Below are 16,948 nucleotides of genomic sequence, written 5' to 3'. Positions count from 1 at the left end.
GCCCGCCGTGAGCTCATTCAACTGGCGTTCGGAGAGCGACGAGCCCGCTCCGTCGAAACTCTCTCCTGTCGATGACCGCCTCACGGCGGACGCGGCGCTGCGGCGGGTCCGGCGCGGCGAGCACCTGCTGTACACCGGCGATTTCCACAACGCGAAGCAGCTCCTCGGGGCCATGGGGCGCCGCCTCCCCGAGCCCCCCTCGGCGCGCTCGCCCCTGGAGGCCTTCCGGGCGGAGCGCCGCGCGCGTCAGCTCGAGCACGAGACGCTCTCGCGCATCGTGGTGGCCCTGGACCGCTCCTACCGGCTCGAGCTCAAGCGCGCTCCCGACGTCGCCGAGGCCTGCCGCTGGGTGTGGGGCGAGCCCGAGGCCGACACCACGGTGGTCTCCTTGAAGACGCTGCTCGGCATGCTCGGCGCGGCGGAGTGGCGCCGCAAGGGCCTTGCGGTGCCCGGCCTCGAGGGGAAGATCCACCCGCACTACGGCGTCTACCTGCCCACGCGCACCGACTACGTCGAGCTGCTCCTCTCCGTCACCGAGGTGAAGGGAAAGAAGGTGTTCGACGTGGGCACGGGGACCGGCGTGCTCTCGTTCCTGCTCCTGCAGCGCGGAGCGGCCTCCGTCGTCGCGACCGACTGTGACTCGCGCGCCGTGGCCTGTGCCCGGGAGAACGCCGAGCGGCTCGGTCTCTCCAAGCGCTTCGAGGTCATGGAGGGCGACCTCTTCCCGCCCGGCAAGGCCGACCTCGTGGTGAGCAATCCCCCGTGGATCCCCGAGCCGCCGAAGAACCGGGTGGACCGCGCGGTGTTCGACGAGGATGACCGCTTCCTTCGTGGTTTCCTGGAAGGACTGACCGGGCACCTCAACCCGGGCGGGGAGGGACTGCTGCTGCTCTCCGACCTGGCGGTGCTGCTCGGGCTGCGCTCCGCCGGGTGGCTCGACGAGCAGCTCGCGCGCAACGGGCTCGTCGTGAAGTGGAAGCGGTCGACGCCGGCGCGCCACTCGAAGGCGAAGGACCGGTCCGACCCCCTCCACGCGGCGCGCTCCCGCGAGGTCACCACTCTCTACGGACTCGGTCCCTCGCGGCCGTAAGTCTTACCGATTTCTGTACGGGTGCCACCCCCAGGGGTTCGCCAAAGTCTCGAAATTACAAGCGTTTGACCCCCGGAGCCTGTTGGCACGTTGGATGCTCCATGGCTTCCACGAGAAGTCGGTCGGGCAGGACGGTTGAGGCGGTCGGGGCAGGGCGGGGCGGTTGGGGTCGGGTGGTTGGGGTTGGGTTGGGGTTGGGCGGGTAGGTCGGGGTTGGCGGGTTGGGGTTGGGTAGGGCGGGGCGGTCGGGGGGGTTGGGTAGGGACCGAAGGGTTGGGAGTTTTCTGGGCGGGTTGGTGGGGGTGGGTTGAGCAGGGGCTGTGGGTAGGGAGTCTTCGGGGGTAGTGAGGGGAAGTTCGTCGGGGGGGAGTCGCCGGGGGGCGGCTCCTCCCCGATTGTTTTTCGGGGCCTGGGAAGACGGACCTCTCGCACCGAGCGGGCGGACTGGACGGAACCCCGTTCTCTCTGGGAGAGGGGAGCCGGAGTTTCTGGGAGCAGACCCATGACCGACCTCGCCACGCGTCTCGCGCAGTCCACCCTGGCCCTGTGCCGCATCCCCAGTCCCATTGGAGAGGAGCGGCTCATCGCCGACCACGTGGAGCGCTGGGCGCGGGCGCACTTCCCGCAGCGCGAGGTGTTCCGTCAGGGGCACTCGCTGGTGCTGGGGAGCCTGCAGGACCCGAGGCCCACGGTGGCGCTGGTGGGGCACCTGGACACGGTGCCGGCGCACCCGAACGACCTGGAGCCGCGAATCGAAGGCGAGCGGGTCTTCGGCCTGGGGTCGTCGGACATGAAGGGCGGGCTGGCGGTGATGATGGCGTTGGCGGAGGACCTGCCGCGCGAGCAACTACCGGTGAACCTGGTGGTGGTGCTCTACGAGCGGGAGGAGGGTCCGTACCTGGAGAGCGGGCTGGGGCCGCTGTTCGACACGAGGCCGGAGCTGAAGCGGGTGAAGTTCGGCATCGCGATGGAGCCGACGGACGGGGTGGTGCAGGTGGGGTGCGTGGGGAGCCTGCACGTGACGCTGCGGTTCAAGGGGCGGAGCGCGCACTCGGCGAGGCCATGGCAGGGGGAGAACGCCATCCACAAGGCGGGGCCGTTGTTGGCGCGGCTGCTGGCGATGCCGAGGCGCGAGGTGCAGTACGGGGAGTTCGCCTTCTACGAGGTGATGAACATCACGAAGGCGTCGGGAGGGCGTGCGCGCAACGTGATACCGGAGGGGTTCGAGCTGAACCTGAACTACCGGTTCGCGCCGGGGAAGACGGTGGAGCAGGCGCAGCGGGACGTGCGGGAGCTGGTGGGGGACGCGGCGGAGCTGGAGTTCACGGACCTGGCGCCGAGCGGGCGTGTGTGCGCGGACAACCCGCTGTTCCAGGAGCTGATGAAGCTGACGGGGCTGCCAGCGGCGTCGAAGCAGGCGTGGACGGACGTGGCGCGCTTCTCGGAGCTCGGAGTGGACGCGGTGAACTTCGGGCCAGGGGAGACGGCGCAGGCGCACCAGGCGAACGAGAGCGCACCGATTCCGGCGCTGGCGGTGGCGTACGAGAAGCTGGCGACGTTCCTCAAGGGAGCACGGTGAACCCGTGTGTGCTCCCTCTCCCTCTGGGAGAGGGCTGGGGTGAGGGTCTTCCGCCCCGTCTCGTTCCACCACGGAGACACCCCGAGCCCGCGCCACCGTGCAAGAATGAGCGGCATCCGGGTGTTGAGAGACTCAGATGAACTCGCAGCTGCTCTTCCAGGAGTCCGCGTCGTTCCGGCGCATGGTGGTGCTGATGGTGCTGATCGCCATCCTGCTCTTCCACTGGGAGCCGGACGCTCGTCTGCTCAGCGCGCCAGCGCAGCGGCGGGAGTCCGACGGGTCCCTGCCCGAGGACGGGAGTGAGGTAGGAACCCAGGCCGCGAGGCCGCTGCACTCGGCGCACCTGGAGGCATTTCCCCGTCGACTGCCCGGTCCGCGCCAGTCGGCGAGGCGTCGTCCGGGCCGGCGAGGCTGAGCCGGACAAGAGTTCTCACCGTGAGGGCACGGGAGCCTTCCGCTGGCGCGCGGTGAGGGCCAGGAGCACGCCACACAGCAAGGCACTGCCCGCGCCCACCAGCCGCGGCGTCAGCGCCTCACCGAGCAGCAGCACGCCGCCCGCCGCCGCCACCACCGGCACCGCGAGCTGTACCACCGCCGCTCGCAGCGCCGTCAGGTGCGGCAGCGCCGCGTACCACAGGCTGTAGCCCACGCCCGACGCCAGCGCGCCCGAGGCCACCGCGAGCCCCACGCCCGCCGGAGTCGCCCGCGGCGCTCCCTGGACGAGCAGCGCCAACGCGGAGAGCCCCAGCGTCATCGGCACGGAGCGCAGGAAGTTGTCCGCCGTGGCCGCCAGTGGATCCGCGTTGCCTCGGCCTCGCAGCGAGTACACGCCCCACGCCACGCCCGCTCCCGCCATCAGCGTGGCCCCGAGCGCGTCCGGCGCCGTGGCTCCCGGCAGCCGCAGCACCAGCAGCCCTCCGAGCGCCATCGCCAGCCCCACCCACTCGAGCACCCGCGGGCGCTCGCCCCGGAACAGGCCCACGCCCAGCATCGTCGCCTGCACGCATCCGAAGAGGAGCAGCGCGCCCACTCCCGCCGGGATTCGCACGTACGCCAGCGAGAAGCCCGCCGCGTAGGTGAATAGCGCCAGCGCCGAGCCCCATGAGCCCCGGCGTTCGCTGCCGCCTCGTGCTCGCAGGAGCAGCCAGAGCACCAGCGCTCCTGAGATGAGCCGGATGCTGGTGAAGCTCGCCGCGTCGATCCGCCAGGCTCCGTTCTCCAGGGCGGCCCGGCACAGCAGCGAGTTGGCCGCGAATCCGATCAGGGCCAGGACGGTGAGGAGCGCGGTCTTCAACACGGGGGCAACCTGGGGGCTCTTATACCCTCACCCCGACCCTCTCCCAGAGGGAGAGGGAGGAGTTGGGGACGGGGACATTAACGCCAGAAGCCCACCGAAATACCGAAGTTCGAGTAACGCCTCGAGGCATCGAAGGAGGCTGTCAGCGCCCAGTCCTCCAGGTAGCGGAACAGGAACAGCTCGAAGCCTCCCGTCAGGTGCGGTCTCGGCAGGTGGTCCGCGAAGGGCGAGGGTTCCACGAACACCCCCAGCCTCGTGCGCAGCCGCCCAGGCCAGGTCTCGTGCTCTACCCCCAGCCTCGGTTGCAGCATCCCCGACGCCCCCACCTTCACCGGATCCGTCAGGGCCGTGAAGGAGTGGATCGACACCGCGTTCTCCGCCGGAGAGATGAAGTCCGCCTGCGCGCTGAGCAGCCACCGGCCCGCCAGCCCTCCCTCGTCCTCCGGCGGCACCTCCGCGAAGTGCTCCCCCTCCAGCATCTGTCTGCGCGCCGCGGGCGAGAGCCGGTTGTAGTGCTCGGCCCCCTCTCCCAGCCGCCAGCTCACTCCCAGCGACAGCACCGCCGGTGACACCACCGCCGAGTACAGCTGCCGGCCCGCGATGAAGGGCACCTGTCCCACGTCCCGCCGCCACTGCCCCACCACCTCCGGCCTCACCGACACCCCCAACCGGTACGGCCTGCCCTGCGGCCGGTAGAGCATGTCCAGCGCGATGCCCGTGTTCCCGTACCGCCAGTCCCCCTCCGGTTTGTGGCTGAGGACCGCCTGCGCGCTGTAGATGCCGAAGCCGAGGATGAAGTCGTCCCGCCCCAGCGCCAGCGCCCCCGCCAGCGCCGTCTGGATGAGAGACACGCGGATGAGGTCGCTCCGGTCGCAGTGGACGGTGTTGCAGTAGCCCACCTGGTAGCTGCGCAGTGAGAAGCCCATGCCGAAGTTGCGGTACTGCAGCAGCACCGCGCCCAGCAGCTGGAGCGTGGTGGGCGCGTCGTCGGCGAAGCCGTCGTTGTCCAGGTCCTTGCCCTTGGCCTTGGCCAGCGGCAGGTCCATCCAGGACAGCGTCACGCCCACGTCCCAGTCCCGGTCCAGCTGCGGCGAGCGGTGGGCGAGCGCGGCCAGGTTGTTGGTGAAGCCCGCCACGCCCTCGGCGATGCCCACGTAGGCACCGCCCATCGCCACCACCCGCGACGAGCCCATCAGCACGCCGGAGTTGAGGTACAGCCGCTCCGGCCGCGTGGCCTCGGGGACCTCGTCCTGCGCCCACGCCGCCGGAGCCGCCAGCAGCACCACCCAGAGAAAGAGGACGGCTCGCATCAGCCCTGCTTCACCACCTGGGTGAACAGCGTGTCCGACTCGGCCGCCAGCTTCGTGTCCCGCCACGTCAGGCCGCCCGCGTCGTGCGTCACCAGCGCCAGCGTCACCTTGCGCCACCGGATGTCGATGTCCGGGTGGTGGTCCGCGGCCTCGGCCGCCTTCGCCACCCGGCTCACGAACTCGATGCCCGCCAGGAAGCTCGGCGCTTCATACGTACGGCGGAGCATCCCGCCCTCGTGCTTCCACTCGGGGTGCTCGGTGAGGAACTGCTTCAGGGCCTCGGGGGCCAGCTGCGTCTTGTCGTAGGCCATGGGCGCTTTCTCCTATCGTGAATCGGGGGAGGCTGTCTCAGGCGCGCTCCACCGCGCGCCGCCACTTCGTCAGGTGCCGCTCACGCACCTCCGCCTTCATCTTCGGCTTGAAGACCTTGCCCACCTTCCAGGCGCGGCGGATGGCGTCCGTGCCGCTCCACACCCCCGCTCCCAGGCCCGCCAGGAAGGCCGCTCCCAGGCTGGTCGTCTGCAGGTTCTGCGGGCGCACCACCTCGGTGCCGAGCATGTCCGCCTGGAACTGCATCATCAGGTTGTTGGCCGAGGCGCCTCCGTCCACCTTGAAGGCCGGAATCTCCCGGCCGGTGTCGCGCCGCATGGCATCGGCCAGGTCGTTGATCTGCATCGCCACGCCCTCCAGCGCCGCGCGCGCCAGGTGGGCCACCGTGGTGGAGCGGTCGATGCCGGCGAAGAGGCCGCGCGCCTCGGGACGCCAGTGCGGAGCCCCGAGCCCCGCGAGCGCCGGGACGAACACCACGTCCCCGCTCTCCTTCACACTGGCGGCCAGCGGCTCCACGTCCCCGGCCTTCTTGATGACCTTCAGCCCGTCGCGCAGCCACTGCACCGCGGCGCCGGCGATGAAGGAGCTGCCCTCCAGCGCGTACGCCGTCTTGTCCCCGATGCGCCAGGCCACCGTGGTGAGCAGCCCCGCGCTCGAGTACACGGGGGCCTCGCCCGTGTTCATCAGCAGGAAGGCGCCGGTGCCGTAGGTGCACTTGGCCTCTCCAGGGCTGAAGCACGCCTGCCCGAAGAGGGCCGACTGCTGGTCTCCCGCCATGCCGCTGATGGGGATGCCGTCCGGCAGGCCGCGCATGCCCTTCGTGGTGCCATACACCTCGGCCGAGCCGCGAATCTCCGGCAGGCACGCGGACGGCACCTTGAAGAGGGACAGCATGGCCTCGTCCCACTTGAGCAGGGACACGTCCATGAGCAGGGTGCGGCTGGCGTTGGACACGTCGGTGACGTGCGTCTGGCCCCCGGTCATCTTGTAGACGAGCCAGGTGTCGATGGTGCCGAAGCACGCATCCCCCTTCTCGGCGCGCTTCCGGGCCCCCTTCACGTGCTCCATCATCCAGCTCAGCTTGGTGCCCGAGAAGTACGGGTCCAACACCAGGCCCGTCGTCTTGCGCACCCGGGCCTCCTCGCCCTGCTCGCGCAGCTTCGCGCAGTGCTCCGAGGTGCGCCGGTCCTGCCACACGATGGCATGGGCCAGGGGCTTGCCCCCGTCGCGCAGCCACAGGCCCGTCGTCTCGCGCTGGTTGGTGATGCCCACCGCGGAGATGTCCTTGCCCGCCAGCCCCGCGTTCTTCAGGGCCTGGCGGACGCAGTACTCGACGCTGGCCCAGATCTCCTCCAGGTCATGCTCCACCCAGGAGGGCTTGGGGAAGTACTGGGTGAACTCGCGGTAGCCGCTGCCCACCACCCGGAGCTTGTCGTCCAGGATGGAGACGTGCGTCCCGGTGGTGCCCTGGTCCACTGCCAGCACGTACTTCGCCTTCGCCATGAGATGGAGCCTCCTGCGGCTGCCTGCGTGGTGTCCGGGCGAACCATAACCGAGCCAGGGCTCTTGGCACGCGCCGCGTACACGCCTACCCTTGCGCGCCATGCCATCCGTGAGGGAATTGCGAGCGCTGGTACAGACGGACGTGAAGACGTTCCAGGACCAGCATGGCCCGGTGGCGCTCATCCAGCAGCCACCCGCGCCCGTCTTCCAGCGGGTGGCCCAGCAGATGGGCGAGGCGCGCACGGTGTTCATGGCGCACCGCTCCCGGCTGGCGGACCGGCTGATGGCGATGCTGCAGGGCTTCGAGCACCTGCAGGTCCTCTTCCTCAAGCCGAAGATGGACGGTGAGGTGTTCGCCGTGGGGCGGCTGGAGACGAGCTCCCTGGTGGTGCACGACCCGTCCGTCTCCAAGTTCCACGCCTTCATCCGCTGGAGCGCGGGGGACGGCAGCTGCTACGTGCGTGACGCGGGCTCGATGAACGGCACGTTCGTCAACGCCATCGCCCTGGGAGACCAGGAGCAGCAGCTGTTCGACGGGGACGGGCTGGCCTTCGGCGACGCGCAGTTCCTCTACGTGCGCACCGAGACGCTGCACGCGCACCTGTGCGCCGCCATCCCCTCCGTGGCCCGCTGAACCGTCCACTGTTGGGCGTCTCGATGCCCCGGGGTCTCCCTCCGGACGTGCCAGCGGCCAACAGTGCCTAACTTGCTTCCCGTCCCGGGCGTGAGGGTGCATCCGGGGAGGGGAGGCAGGGGATGAAGGGCTTCATCTTCGAGGAGTTGAACGGCGGGGCGAGCTGCCGCACCTACCTCATCGTCAGCCCGCGGACACGCGAGGCGCTCATCGTGGACCCGGTGCTGGAGCTGTTGCCGGGCTACATGCAGCGGTTGGCGAAGGACCAGCTCCGGCTGAAGCTGGTGGTGGACACCCATACGCACGCGGACCACCTGTCCGGGTGCCGCGAGCTGGCGCGGATGACGGGCGCCGTCATCGCCGGGGCTCCCGAGGGCTCGGTGCACCGGGTGCTGAGCGACGGGGAGGTGCTGGAGGTGGGGGAGGTGCGCCTCACCGTCTGGGAGTCCCCGGGGCACACGTCGGACGGCCTGGTGCTGGTGATGGAGGACCGGGTGCTCAGCGGCGACACGCTGCTCATCGGCGCCACGGGCCGCACGGACCTGCCCACCGGTGACGCCGAGGCCGAGTACCGCAGCCTCCAGCGGCTGCTGTCACTGCCGGAGGACACGCTCGTGTACCCCGCCCACGACTACGGCGGGCGCACGTTCAGCACCATCGGCCACGAGCGCCTCACCAACCCGCGTCTGCGCCTGGACCACGACGCGTTCATCCAGTTGATGACGTCCCCGCGCAACGAGAAGCCCGCGCGGCTGGCCGAGGCGCTCGCCTACAACACGCGCCCGCTCGACGCGCACGACGCGCCGGCCGAGCAGTCATTCATGCTGTAGGTGGAGGGCGGGGACTCGGGCCCGGTGCGTCAGGCCACCTTGGTGGCGCGCTTGAGGCGCTGGCGGGAGATGGCGGCACGCGCCTCGTTCTCGTCGTGGACGAACTCCAGGTCGAACGAGGGTTTGCCCGTGAAATACATCATCAGCGCGAGCCCCTTGGCGGCGGCCTTGGCCACGAAGTTGGCGCCGATGTACGCGACCCCCAGGTACCACTCCTGGCGGATGTTCTTGGAGGCGTAGCCCCGGGCCTCGGAGGGGATGGTGCCAATCTCCGCAAGGTCGGTGATGAGATAGAACGGCTTCTTCTCGGCCAGCTCGCGGCAGATCTCGACGAGCTGTTTGACCTCCTCGAGACCGATGTCACCCGTGATCTTGATGAACAGGGTGTCGGGTTGCTCGAAGCGGATGTAGTGGGTGCCGATGGACCATTCGCGGGGAGCCGTCATGGGGAGCCTCGTGACTGCCGGTGTATCTCAGTCCGTGGCCATCCGGTAGGTGGTACCCGGAAGGCGTGACGGGAGCGGTCATGTCGGGGCCCGGCCGGACGAGCCCGTTGCAGGCGATCAGGCGACCCGGGCGCGGCGGTGAGCACGCTCGCGGGCCAGGAGCTCGCGCGCCTCCTCCTCCGAGCCGACGAAGTGCAGATCGAAGGTGAGCCGGCCCGTGAGGTAGTGGACGAAGGCGAGGCTCTTGGCCGCGGCCTTCTGCACGAAGCCCGCGCCGATGTAGACGGAGCCGAGGAACCAGGCGGGATTGACGTTCCGGGAGACGTAGTTGCGCGCCTCGGAGTCGACGGTGGTAGCCCCCCGGAGGTCCGTCACCACGAAGATGGGGCGGTGGTTGCCCAGCTCCCCATAGATTTCGGACAGACAGACTGCATCCTGGAACGTGGTCTCACCGTCGATCCTCACCCAGAGGATGTCCGGTTGCTCGAAGTAGGCGGAATGCGTCCCGAGCTTCCATTCGCGGCGGATGGCCATGTGACCCCCCCATGACGTTTGCCGCGCATCCTACGCGTGTAATTGTAGAAGAATAGCGGGAGTGCAAGGGTTTTGTCGCTTCTGTCCAGTCTTTCAACGCTCTCGCGGCGGCGTGTCTCCATAACCCGTCAATTCGACGTAGCCGCGGCCCTCGAGGGGCTGGCCCTCGTGCGTGCCCGAGAGGCGGACGGAGCCCTCCCAGTAGCGAACACTCACCGGCAGCTCCTGGTCGGCCAGGGCGGGGGTGATGTTCAATTCCAGACGTTGTGAGGGAATGGAGAGACGCCAACGCGCCGGGTACACCGTGCCGCCGCGAGGGCTCTTCCAGGTGTCCAACACCTCCAGCCGCACGTCGTCGCGAGAGAGCCGCACGGGCTCGCCCCGGGCGGGGACGAGCATGCCCGCGCTGAACGGGTCCACCGAGCCGTCCTTCTGACGGAGCTGGTAGTACATGAGCTCGCCGCCGTCCGAGAGCTGGAGCGCGAACCAGTCCCAGCCCACCTGGTTCTCGCCGAGCGGGCGGGTGCTCCACTCGCGGTCCATCCAGCTCTGGCCCGTCACCTCGTGGACACGGCCGTCCACCATCACCTGCCCGCGCGAGGGCATCCGGGTGAGCGAGTAGTAATAGGAGGCGTTGCCCGGTGCGGCTCCCTTCCGGGCGAGGCCCCGGTCACCCTGGAGCACCGGGGGCTTGCCTTCCTCCAGCACGAGCGACAGCGACACCCCGTCTCCCTGGGCGGTGAGCTTCATCGGCAGGGCGCCGCCCGCGAGGGCCTCCGCGCTCCAGTCCTCCAACCACACGCGGAAGGGCTCGGTCCGCGCGCCCGCGAGTCCCAGCGCGTCGCGGGTGAAGCGCTCGGTGGCGTGGAAGCGCCCGCCGCTGATGTCCGAGAGCGCCAGGTGTCCCATGTAGACGTGCCGCGTGCCCCACGCGGACTCGCGCGGCGCGTCCTCGGGGGCCAGCGCGCTGCGGAAGAGGGTGAGCTGGTAGCCGAAGTCGTGCCCGTCCGCCGTGGAGAGGTTGCCCGTCCAGTACCACCACTCGGTGCGGAAGCCGGGGTGTGGACCATGGTCCTCGGGGAAGTGGAACTCCCGGGGCTCGAGGGCGCGCGTGTAACCGGCCTCGCCGCCCGCTCCACCTCCGAGTGCCTCCGCCACCTTCAGCGTCGGCGCGCCGCTCGGGGCCGGTGCCGCATCCCGCGTCACCCAGACCGCTCCCGCCCCGAGCCCCACGAGCACCACCGCCACGCCGATGACGAGTCCGCGTCCGCGCATCGTCCTCACTCCTCCCTCAGCGCGTTCGCGGGGTTGGCGCGCGACATCTTCCAGGACGGGTAGAGGCCCGCGAGCGCCGCGGCCAGCAGGGCCAGCACCAGCGCCTGTACGAGCACGCCGGGCACCACCAGCAGTTGCAGCGTCCACCCGAAGGAGCGCTGGTTGATGACGTGGACGAGCACGTACGCGAGCGCCACGCCGAGCGGCAGCGAGAAGAGTCCCGCGAGCAGGCCCAGCAGTCCCGTCTGGAGGGACACGAGGCCCCAGAGCTGGCGGGGCGTGAGGCCGGTGGCGCGCAGCACGGCCAGCTCGCGCGCGCGCTCGAGTTGCAGCGCCATGAGCGCGCTGAGCACGCCGACGAAGGCCACGCCCACCGCGAGCAGCCGCAGCACGTGGGTGATGGTGAAGGTGCGGTCGAACACCTCCAGGGACGTCTCCCGCAGCGCGCGGTTGGAGCGGATGTCGAGCGCCTGCACGCTCCCGGCGCGCTCGCGCACGCGGGCCACCAGCGCGTCCACGTCCTGTCCGGGCGCGGCGTAGAGGGCCACGCCGCTCACCCTCGGGTCATCGAAGTGGTGCAGGTACGTGGCGCGCGGCATCAGCAGCGTGCCCGCGTCCGAGCCATAGTCGAAGTACACGCCGACGATACGGAAGCGGCGCGGGCCCTTGTCCGTGGACAGCTCCACGGAGTCGCCCACGCCCAGGCGGCGGTGGAAGGCGAAGGGCTCGGAGGCGAGCAGGGTGTCCGGCGCCTCCAGCTCCTTCCACACGCGCTCCGGGTCTCCCTGCTTGAAGCGGTAGGGCCGCACGGTGACGGTGCCGAAGTCCACGGAGCGCAGGTCCGTGGGCATGCCATCCACGCGCACCTGCACCGTGCGGATGGTGGTGCTGCGGGCCACGCCGGGAGTCTCGCGCAGGTGCTCGGCGAGGCCCGGGGCGAAGGTGGCTCCGCCGCGCCGGGTGACGAGCGCGGGCGGGGAGACGAAGATGTCCGCTTGCAGCGAGGCCTCCAGCCACTCGGCCACCGTGCCGCGGAAGCTGGCCACCATGAGCCCCACGCCCACCGTAGTGGCCACGGCCACCATGAGCGCGGCGAGGGCCACGGCGGTGCGGCTGAGGCTCGACGTCACACCGCGCGCGGCCATGCGCCCCAGCAGCCCGAAGGGACGCCCCAGCGGACCCGCCGCCGCGCCCGCGAGCAGCGTCGTCAACCAGGGCACCAGCAGCGCCGCGCCCAGCAGCACGGAGAAGAGGCCACCGTAGGCCGGAAGCAGCTCGGGAGTGGGCAGGGCCAGCAGCCCCACGCCCAACGCGAGCACGAGCAGCCCCAGCAGGGCCAACCGCGGAGCCCTCCGCCGGGCCACGTCCTCCAGCGTGGAGCGGCGCAGCGTCACCGCGGGGGCCGAGCGCGCCGCCTCCCACGCGGGCAGCAGCGCGGCGGCCAGCGTCGCGCCCAGGCCGAGCAGCACGCCCTTGGCCAGCGTGAACGACTCCAGCGAGAGGCCCCGCACGCTCACCACGAGGTACAGGTCGTTGAGCGTCCGGGTGACGAGCTCCACCAGCCCCCGGCCCATGATGATGCCCATGAGCAGCCCGGCCACCGTGCCCACCAGGCCCAGGGCCGTGGCCTCGACGAGCACGAGGGCGAACAGCTCGCGCCGGGTGATGCCCACCGCGCGCAGCCGTCCGAGCTGCTCGCGCCGCTGCACCACCGAGAAGGTCATCGTGTTGTAGATGAGGAACGTGCCCACCACGAGCGCCAGCAGCGACAGCGCGGTGAGGTTGGTGCGGAACGCCCGCGTCATCTGCTCCACCGCGTTGCCGCGCGCGCGGGGCCGCACCACCTCGGCGCCCTCGGGCAGCAGCGGGCGCAGGCGCGCCAGTTGAGCCTCTCCGGCGTCACCGGCTGGCAGCAGGAGGTCGATGCGCGAGAGCCGCCCCACCTGTCCGAGCACCTCCTGCGCGGTGGAGATGTCGGTGAGCACGAGGCTCTCCATGGCGCGGGCACTGCCCTCGTCCTCGGGCTCCAGGGTGGCCGTCACGCGCAGCCGCCGCGTCACGCCCTCCATGACCACGTCCAGGGTGTCTCCGGTGCTGACGCCCAGGGCCTGGGCGGTACGCCGTGTGAGGAGGGCGGTGCCGGGCCAGGTGAGGAAGGCGCCCAGGTCCACGGGGCCGCCACCCCTGGGCACGAAGGAGCGGAAGGGAGCCTCGGCGAACGGGTCCACGCCCAGGATGGTGAGGGTGCGCCTGTCGCCGCTCGTCGCGCGCACGTGGCCCTCCACCACGGGAGCGGACACGGGCGCGCCGGGCAGGAGGCGCACGTCCCGGTACACCGACTCCGGCAGCCCCGCGGGCCCGCCGACGAGCTGATGCGTGGCACGGCCGGCCACGGTGTCGGTGGAGCGCTCGAAGGCGCGCATGGCGCTCGCGTTGGCGAGGTCGATGGACACCACCACCGCCACGCCGAGCGCGATGCCCAGCAGGGACAGGGCGGTGAGCCACGGGTGGCTGCCCAGGTGGCGCAGGCTGGCGCGGGCCAGGAGGCGCTGTCTCACGCGCGGGCCTCCCGCTCGACGAGCTGGCCCGCCTCGAGCTGCAACACGCGGTCCGCGCGCGAGACGAGGCCCGGGTCATGGGTGACGATGAGCGCGCAGGCCCGCTCCCGGCGCGTGAGGCCCTCCAGGAGGTCCAACACCTTGCGCCCCGTCTGTTCGTCGAGGTTGCCGGTGGGCTCGTCGGCCAGCAGGAGGGGCGGGGCGTGGGCGAGCGCGCGGGCCACGGCCACGCGCTGCTGCTCACCACCGGAGAGCCGGTCGGGGAAGCTGCTGGCGCGGTTGCCCAGGCCCACCGTGTCGAGCAGCTCGCGCACGCGTCCGCGTGACGCCGGGCCCTCGCGCCCGGTGAGCTCCAGGGGCAGGAGGATGTTCTCCTCCACGGTGAGGGTGGGCAGCAGGTTGAAGGCCTGGAAGATGAAGCCGATGCGGTCGCGGCGCAGCAGGGTGCGCTGGTGCTCGCTCAGGGTGACGAGCTCGCGGCCGTCGATGCGCACCGTGCCGCGAGAAGGCAGGTCGATGCCGCTGATGAGGTTGAGCAGCGTGGACTTCCCCGAGCCGCTGCGGCCGAGCAGCACGACGAACTCACCCGCGTGCAGGGTGAGGCGCACGTTGGAGAGCACCTCGCGGACGGCATCGCCCTCGGCGTAGGACTTCGAGACGTCGTGGAGCTCGACAACGGGCTGGGCGGGGGGCATGCGTGGGGGAGTGCCTAATGGATTCGTGACACTCCTGCATGGTTTCGATGCATGGCCGTCTTCACGGGTGGATGATGGGCCCTTCTCACGCCTTCCTCTTCGCACTCATGAGGGGCAAGCCAGGAGGCATCCGCTTCCTGGTTGGGTCCTGCCCCGGGCGGGATGGAATGCCCCGGACTCCCGGTGTGTCTTGTCTGTCCCCCAACGACTTGAACCTACTCCTCGACACCGAGGGTCAAGAGAACACGAGCGGATGGAGATCCACAAAGAGCTTCAACGAATGGGCCCTGGCGACCACCTGTGCCTGGTGTACGAGAACGCCAGGGAGCAGTGGGACGCGGTGGTGCCCTACATGGCCGAGGGCCTGGCGCGCAACGAGGCGTGCCTGTACGTCATCGACGACCGGAGCCTGAACGAAGTCCGGCGGGCCTTTCGCACCCACGGGGTGGATGTCGAGGCGCACGAGCGCTCGGGCCAGCTGACGTTCGCCACCAAGCGCGAGGCCTACCTGCGCTTCGGAAAGTTCGACCCGCCGGCGATGATCTCCTTCCTCGACCAGACCGTGCAGGCAGCGGTCGCCGCGGGCCGGACCGGCTTCCGGGTGACGGGCGAGATGACGTGGGCCCTGGGCCAGGAGTGCGGGTGTGAGGGGCTCATCGAGTACGAGGCCCGTCTGAGCCACTTCTTCCCGGGGAGCCGCGCCTCGGCCATCTGCCAGTACAACCGCGAGCGCTTTGGCGCGGACATCATCCGCGACGTGCTGCGCACCCACCCGGTCGCCATCGTCGGCAACCAGGTGTGTCCCAACCTCTATTACGAGACGCCCGCGATGGTGCTGGGCCAGGGCTCCACCGAGCAGCGCGTGGACTGGATGATTCAGCAGCTCCAGCGCTTCCGGGGCGCGGAGCGCAAGCTGGAGCGGGCCGTCCAGGCGCGTGACGAGTTCCTGTCCGTGGCCAGCCACGAGCTCAACACGCCGCTGACGTCGCTCAAGCTGCAGGTGCAGTCCCTCACGCGCGCCCTGGCGCGGGGAGACCTGTCGGCCCTCATGCCGGAGAACGTGGCGCGCACCATCGAGCGCACGGACCGGCAACTGCGCCGCCTGTCGCGGCTCGTGTCCGACCTGCTCGATGTCTCGCGCGTCCATGCGAACAAGCTGACGCTCGACCTGGGCCAGGTGGAGCTGCGCGGGCTCGTCGAGGACGTGGTGGACCGCATGTCGGGAGAGTTCGCGAACGCGGGCGTGCGGCTCGAGGTCTCCCGCGGCCACGAGGTGACGGGTCTGTGGGACAGGGGCCGCCTCGAGCAGATCCTGCTCAACCTCCTGTCCAACGCGCTCAAGTACGGTGCGGGCAAGCCGGTGCGCATCGAGGTGACGGCGGACGGGCAATGGGCGCACCTGTCCGTGAAGGACGAGGGACTCGGGCTGCGCGAGGAGGACCGCTCCCGCGTCTTCGAACGCTTCGAGCGGGCCATCAGCGCCAACGAGGCCAGTGGCCTGGGACTGGGGCTCTACATCGCCCGGGAGATCGCCCAGGCGCACGGCGGGGACATCTCGGTGGAGAGCCGGCTGGGGGAGGGCTCCACCTTCACCGTATCCCTGCCGCTGGGCGCGTAGGGCTGTCCGATAATCGCAGCCGGTCGAAGAAGGTGCCCACCTCCGAGGCGAGCAGGGGTCCGCCCCTGTCTCGCGGGATGATGTGGAAGCCGTCCTGCAGCGAGATGTGGCGCACCTGGGGCGACGCGGTGAGGCCTCGAGCCAGGAACCGGCCGCCCTCGGGGTCCACCACATGGTCCTGCTCGGCGACCGCCACCAGCGCGGGGCAGCGCACCCGGGGCAGGGCCTCCATCGCCGCGTCCTGCAGCGTCCACAGGTCCTGCAACCGCGCCGAGGGGAACGCCGGGAGGATGGGCGCCTCGGCGAGCACCGCCGGATCGGAGAGGTCCGTTCCGGTCTTCTCCACCCAGGGCTTCACCCGCTCCAGCAGGCCGGCGTGGCGCAGGCGCTTGAGCAGCCACATCTTCGGCCCCTTGAAGCGCAGCGCCGGGGCGATGAGCGCCAGCCCGTGCACGCGCTCCGGGTAGTCCGCCGCGAGCATCACCGACAGCAGGGCGCCCATGGACAGCCCCGCCACGAAGACCCGCCGGTGGTCGCGCAGCGACAGCAGGGCCTCGGCCGCGGCGCGCTCCCAGTCCCGGTGTCCCACGCTCAGCAGGGCCTCGGGGGTGGTGCCGTGGCCCGGCAGTTGGATGGCGCGCACGTACAGGCCTCGTGCCGCCAGCGCCTCGCCCAGCGGGCGCACGTCCCAGGGGCTCCCGGTGAAGCCATGCAGCAGAAGGCAGGCATCCTCTCCCCGCCCCAGCTCGAACGGCGCCGTCTTCTCCGGGTCCATCCGCTGTGCTCTCACCGTGACTCAGTCTAGTCACGGCCCGCGGACGGCGGTATGCCCCCCCCATGTCGGATACACCCAAGCCTCCCGAGCCCTTGCCGATTCAGATAGATGACGATGTGGCCAATGGTCGGTACGTGAACATGGCCCTCGTCAACCACACGGAGACGGAGTTCACCCTGGACTTCATCCACGTCCAGCCGCATCCGGTGCGCGCGAAGGTGCTCTCGCGCGTCATCCTGAACCCCAAGCACGTCAAGCGCCTGTTGAAGGTGCTGCAGGAGGGCGTCGCCAATTACGAGTCGCGCTACGGCACCATCGTCCTCACCGACGACGGCCGTCCCATGCACTGAGGGCGTCCGGCCTGCCCGTGTTCACCAGGTGTCGCGGGAGAGCACGGGGAACATGATGGGAAGCTGCCCACCAGGCGGCCAGGCCAAGACTCGGTGACGAGCGGGCCGACCACGGGACTCCCGA

17 protein-coding genes are annotated in these 16,948 nt (G+C 70.5%); 7 read left to right on the top strand and 10 right to left on the bottom strand.

Features of this window, described 5'->3' with window-relative positions; genetic code table 11:
* Nucleotides 1-7 precede the first annotated feature (7 nt).
* The 3 genes from NR810_RS16695 to NR810_RS16685 all read left to right on the top strand — a co-directional run bounded on the left by NR810_RS16695 (nt 8) and on the right by NR810_RS16685 (nt 3,084).
* A complete protein-coding gene (locus NR810_RS16695; RefSeq protein ID WP_257453600.1) occupies nt 8-1,090 on the top strand; it encodes a class I SAM-dependent methyltransferase in 1,083 nt (360 codons plus the stop codon).
* 502 nt (nt 1,091-1,592) lie between these two features.
* Nucleotides 1,593-2,669, top strand: coding sequence for a succinyl-diaminopimelate desuccinylase (dapE, locus tag NR810_RS16690; protein WP_257453599.1), 1,077 nt, complete (start codon nt 1,593-1,595; stop codon nt 2,667-2,669).
* 136 nt (nt 2,670-2,805) lie between these two features.
* Nucleotides 2,806-3,084 carry a hypothetical protein gene (locus tag NR810_RS16685; protein WP_257453598.1) on the top strand — a complete coding sequence of 93 codons (279 nt, stop codon included), beginning with the start codon at nt 2,806-2,808 and terminating at the stop codon, nt 3,082-3,084.
* A 15-nt stretch (nt 3,085-3,099) separates the two neighbouring features.
* Here the strand turns inward: NR810_RS16685 and NR810_RS16680 are convergent, their stop codons facing one another.
* From NR810_RS16680 to glpK, 4 genes are all read right to left on the bottom strand, one after another.
* Nucleotides 3,100-3,966 (bottom strand): DMT family transporter, encoded by an 867-nt coding sequence (locus NR810_RS16680; RefSeq protein ID WP_257453597.1) that lies wholly within the window; start codon nt 3,964-3,966, stop codon nt 3,100-3,102.
* Between the two features lie 77 nt (nt 3,967-4,043).
* Entirely contained in the window at nt 4,044-5,276 is a 1,233-nt protein-coding gene (locus tag NR810_RS16675) for a hypothetical protein (protein ID WP_257453596.1), read from the bottom strand.
* Entirely contained in the window at nt 5,276-5,587 is a 312-nt protein-coding gene (locus NR810_RS16670; protein ID WP_257453595.1) for a 4a-hydroxytetrahydrobiopterin dehydratase, read from the bottom strand. Before NR810_RS16670 ends, NR810_RS16675 begins: the two co-directional genes overlap by 1 nt.
* Nucleotides 5,588-5,624: 37 nt before the next feature.
* Nucleotides 5,625-7,109 (bottom strand): glycerol kinase GlpK, encoded by a 1,485-nt coding sequence (gene glpK / locus NR810_RS16665; RefSeq protein WP_257453594.1) that lies wholly within the window; start codon nt 7,107-7,109, stop codon nt 5,625-5,627.
* Nucleotides 7,110-7,209: 100 nt separating this feature from the next.
* Here glpK and NR810_RS16660 point away from each other — a divergent pair, with 100 nt between their 5' ends.
* Both NR810_RS16660 and NR810_RS16655 read left to right on the top strand, forming a co-directional pair.
* Nucleotides 7,210-7,743: an FHA domain-containing protein gene (locus NR810_RS16660; protein ID WP_257453593.1), complete on the top strand. Its 534-nt coding sequence runs from the start codon at nt 7,210-7,212 to the stop codon at nt 7,741-7,743.
* A 122-nt stretch (nt 7,744-7,865) separates the two neighbouring features.
* The gene (locus NR810_RS16655; RefSeq protein WP_257453592.1) at nt 7,866-8,573 is read left to right on the top strand and encodes an MBL fold metallo-hydrolase; all 708 of its coding nucleotides are present in this window, start codon (nt 7,866-7,868) and stop codon (nt 8,571-8,573) included.
* Nucleotides 8,574-8,602: 29 nt separating this feature from the next.
* Here NR810_RS16655 and NR810_RS16650 read toward each other — a convergent pair whose 3' ends face one another.
* The 5 genes from NR810_RS16650 to NR810_RS16630 all read right to left on the bottom strand — a co-directional run bounded on the left by NR810_RS16650 (nt 8,603) and on the right by NR810_RS16630 (nt 14,081).
* A complete protein-coding gene (locus NR810_RS16650) occupies nt 8,603-9,019 on the bottom strand; it encodes a DUF7793 family protein (protein WP_257453591.1) in 417 nt (138 codons plus the stop codon).
* A 117-nt stretch (nt 9,020-9,136) separates the two neighbouring features.
* Nucleotides 9,137-9,553 carry a hypothetical protein gene (locus tag NR810_RS16645; protein ID WP_257453590.1) on the bottom strand — a complete coding sequence of 139 codons (417 nt, stop codon included), beginning with the start codon at nt 9,551-9,553 and terminating at the stop codon, nt 9,137-9,139.
* A 93-nt stretch (nt 9,554-9,646) separates the two neighbouring features.
* Entirely contained in the window at nt 9,647-10,828 is a 1,182-nt protein-coding gene (locus NR810_RS16640; RefSeq protein ID WP_257453589.1) for a lipocalin-like domain-containing protein, read from the bottom strand.
* A gap of 5 nt (nt 10,829-10,833) precedes the next feature.
* Entirely contained in the window at nt 10,834-13,386 is a 2,553-nt protein-coding gene (locus tag NR810_RS16635; RefSeq protein ID WP_257453588.1) for an ABC transporter permease, read from the bottom strand.
* Complete coding sequence (locus NR810_RS16630) at nt 13,383-14,081, bottom strand: ABC transporter ATP-binding protein (protein ID WP_257453587.1); 699 nt, start codon at nt 14,079-14,081, stop codon at nt 13,383-13,385. The genes NR810_RS16635 and NR810_RS16630 overlap by 4 nt, the downstream gene beginning before the upstream one ends.
* 253 nt (nt 14,082-14,334) lie before the next feature.
* Here NR810_RS16630 and NR810_RS16625 point away from each other — a divergent pair, with 253 nt between their 5' ends.
* On the top strand, nt 14,335-15,699 hold the full coding sequence (locus tag NR810_RS16625) for an MEDS domain-containing protein (RefSeq protein WP_257453586.1): 1,365 nt from the start codon (nt 14,335-14,337) through the stop codon (nt 15,697-15,699).
* Here NR810_RS16625 and NR810_RS16620 read toward each other — a convergent pair.
* Entirely contained in the window at nt 15,671-16,474 is an 804-nt protein-coding gene (locus NR810_RS16620; protein WP_257453585.1) for an alpha/beta hydrolase, read from the bottom strand. The two genes, NR810_RS16625 and NR810_RS16620, sit on opposite strands and share 29 nt — an antisense overlap.
* Before the next feature lie 62 nt (nt 16,475-16,536).
* On the opposite strand from NR810_RS16620, the gene NR810_RS16615 reads away from it, so the two are divergent.
* Entirely contained in the window at nt 16,537-16,824 is a 288-nt protein-coding gene (locus tag NR810_RS16615) for a DUF3467 domain-containing protein (protein ID WP_257453584.1), read from the top strand.
* Nucleotides 16,825-16,948 lie beyond the last annotated feature (124 nt).

This window comes from Archangium lipolyticum, from assembly GCF_024623785.1.
In the GTDB taxonomy this organism is placed as follows: Bacteria; Myxococcota; Myxococcia; order Myxococcales; family Myxococcaceae; genus Archangium; species Archangium lipolyticum.
The sequence above is the reverse complement of the archived record's forward strand: the minus strand, read 5'-3'. Positions and strand labels throughout refer to the sequence as shown.

What these genes read in the sequence shown, in the direction of transcription:
- NR810_RS16620 (WP_257453585.1), bottom strand. Translation starts at nt 16,474, where the DNA reads ATGGACCCGGAGAAGACGGCGCCGTTCGAGCTGGGGCGGGGAGAGGAT.
- NR810_RS16685 (WP_257453598.1), top strand. Translation starts at nt 2,806, where the DNA reads ATGAACTCGCAGCTGCTCTTCCAGGAGTCCGCGTCGTTCCGGCGCATG.
- NR810_RS16630 (WP_257453587.1), bottom strand. Translation starts at nt 14,081, where the DNA reads ATGCCCCCCGCCCAGCCCGTTGTCGAGCTCCACGACGTCTCGAAGTCC.
- NR810_RS16650 (WP_257453591.1), bottom strand. Translation starts at nt 9,019, where the DNA reads ATGACGGCTCCCCGCGAATGGTCCATCGGCACCCACTACATCCGCTTC.
- NR810_RS16640 (WP_257453589.1), bottom strand. Translation starts at nt 10,828, where the DNA reads ATGCGCGGACGCGGACTCGTCATCGGCGTGGCGGTGGTGCTCGTGGGG.
- NR810_RS16660 (WP_257453593.1), top strand. Translation starts at nt 7,210, where the DNA reads ATGCCATCCGTGAGGGAATTGCGAGCGCTGGTACAGACGGACGTGAAG.
- dapE (WP_257453599.1), top strand. Translation starts at nt 1,593, where the DNA reads ATGACCGACCTCGCCACGCGTCTCGCGCAGTCCACCCTGGCCCTGTGC.
- NR810_RS16645 (WP_257453590.1), bottom strand. Translation starts at nt 9,553, where the DNA reads ATGGCCATCCGCCGCGAATGGAAGCTCGGGACGCATTCCGCCTACTTC.
- NR810_RS16670 (WP_257453595.1), bottom strand. Translation starts at nt 5,587, where the DNA reads ATGGCCTACGACAAGACGCAGCTGGCCCCCGAGGCCCTGAAGCAGTTC.
- glpK (WP_257453594.1), bottom strand. Translation starts at nt 7,109, where the DNA reads ATGGCGAAGGCGAAGTACGTGCTGGCAGTGGACCAGGGCACCACCGGG.
- NR810_RS16655 (WP_257453592.1), top strand. Translation starts at nt 7,866, where the DNA reads ATGAAGGGCTTCATCTTCGAGGAGTTGAACGGCGGGGCGAGCTGCCGC.
- NR810_RS16625 (WP_257453586.1), top strand. Translation starts at nt 14,335, where the DNA reads ATGGAGATCCACAAAGAGCTTCAACGAATGGGCCCTGGCGACCACCTG.
- NR810_RS16615 (WP_257453584.1), top strand. Translation starts at nt 16,537, where the DNA reads ATGTCGGATACACCCAAGCCTCCCGAGCCCTTGCCGATTCAGATAGAT.
- NR810_RS16675 (WP_257453596.1), bottom strand. Translation starts at nt 5,276, where the DNA reads ATGCGAGCCGTCCTCTTTCTCTGGGTGGTGCTGCTGGCGGCTCCGGCG.